This is a genomic window from Limnospira sp. PMC 289.06, from assembly GCF_032350395.1.
GTDB classification, from domain to species: Bacteria; Cyanobacteriota; Cyanobacteriia; order Cyanobacteriales; family Microcoleaceae; genus Limnospira; species Limnospira platensis.
Window position 1 is genome coordinate 1 of sequence record NZ_JARPLC010000277.1, and the last position, 1,663, is coordinate 1,663.

Sequence of the window (1,663 nt, forward strand, 5' to 3'; positions counted from 1 at the left end):
CTCTCGAACCTGAATGGGAATCGAGATTTGAAGGCACAAGCTATGGGTTCCGTCCAGGACGGTCAGCCCATGACGCAATTAGCAGAATTTATACTGCCATAAATCAAGGACAGTACTATGTTCTTGACGCGGATATAGCAAAATGCTCTTACCGTGAACCATGAATACCTACTGTCCAAAATTCATTGTCCAAGCCGCCTAAAAAGAGACCTGAAACAATGGCTCAAAGCGGGAGTGCTAGATAAAGGTGTATTTGAGGATACAGAAGCAGGGACACCTCAAGGAGGGGTAATAAGTCCAATACTCGCCAACATCGCACTGTTGGGAATGGAAAGGCTAGTTAAAGGAATGTATCCAAATAAAGGCACAGCCACCCAGGTGAACCTTATAAGATATGCCGATGATTTTGTGGTCATCTCCAAAGACCTAGGAATCATTGAACAGTGCCAAACTGCTATTTCTGAATGGCTAAAACCTGTAGGACTAGAAATAAAACCTGAAAAGACTCGAATCTGTCATACACTCAAAACTATTGAGTATGGTGGCAAGACCGAAGAACCTGGGTTTGAATTTCTAGGATTCAATATCAGGCAATATCCGATAGGAAAATATAAATCTGGGAAAACGGGGGGAATGGCAAGACGATTAATCGGTCACAAAACCCATATCAAACCCAGCCAAAAAGCAGTCAAAGCCCACACTGAAGTGATTAAGGGTGTAATTAAACAACATAAGACAGCACCCCAATCAGCCCTGATAAGTAGACTAAACCCAATTATAAGAGGATGGGCAAACTATTACTCAGCAGTAGTCTCAACAGAGACCTTCAATAAGCTAGACTTCATAATCTGGCAAATGTTACGGGCATGGACAGTATCAAGATGCGGAAAGGCAAGTCACGAAAAGCTAAGTAATTATTTCAGACATGGAACAATTAAACTTAGCAATGGGAAAGAAAGACACGAAAATTGGCTGTTCCAAACCAAAGATGGGTTACATCTGTTCAATCACAATTGGACTCCAATTATCAGACATACCCTAATACTCCCCGACGCAACACCATACGACGGAAACTGGACTTACTGGGCAACCAGGAAAGGACAAGCAATCGACACGCCAATTAGGGTAGCAAAACTACTCAAAAAACCAAAAGGTAGATGTACCTGGTGCGGGCAATTCTTTACCCCATCAGATTTAATTGAAGTAGACCACATTGTACCTAGAAGCCAAGGCGGAAAGGATGAATACAAGAATCTTCAATTATTACATCGCCATTGTCACGATGATAAAACAGCTCTTGATGAAGAGATGTTGCTGTACTCTTAACAAGGAGACGGTCAAACTAGGAGCCGTATGAGGTGAAAGTCTCAAGTACGGTTCTGAATGGGAGGGGTAGACCGTGAGGTCTATCTCGACCCCTAATATTTAACCGGGAAAAATCTGGCTATTGCCCATTTAAATATCTGGGCATCGGACTAATTAAGATGATAATGAATAATTGATAGGTGCGAGACGTTCAGACGTAAATAGGCTGCAATGCTGAAATAACCGTCTGGTAGGGACTTCAGCCCCTCGGCTGAATACAAGGATGCACTCCTGACCATCCCTATAACTGTTTATATGTCCCAACATTTGTATAGAAATATACAGATAAGGCAGGGAA

The 1,663-nt window shown here is 42.4% G+C and carries 2 protein-coding genes and 1 pseudogene; 2 read left to right on the top strand and 1 reads right to left on the bottom strand.

Translation table 11 applies throughout. The annotated features are described in order from the left end of the window. Together P5674_RS24455 and P5674_RS24460 are read left to right on the top strand one after the other, a co-directional pair. Positions 1-164, top strand: a pseudogene (locus P5674_RS24455) (HNH endonuclease); the annotation flags it as partial. Next, complete coding sequence (locus tag P5674_RS24460) at positions 154-1,326, top strand: reverse transcriptase domain-containing protein (RefSeq protein ID WP_315670377.1); 1,173 nt, start codon at positions 154-156, stop codon at positions 1,324-1,326. The pseudogene P5674_RS24455 and the gene P5674_RS24460, both read left to right, overlap by 11 nt. Positions 1,327-1,479: 153 nt before the next feature. Here the strand turns inward: P5674_RS24460 and P5674_RS24465 are convergent. Further along, the coding region (locus tag P5674_RS24465; protein ID WP_315670379.1) for a hypothetical protein at positions 1,480-1,663 on the bottom strand (184 nt) is incomplete at its 5' end.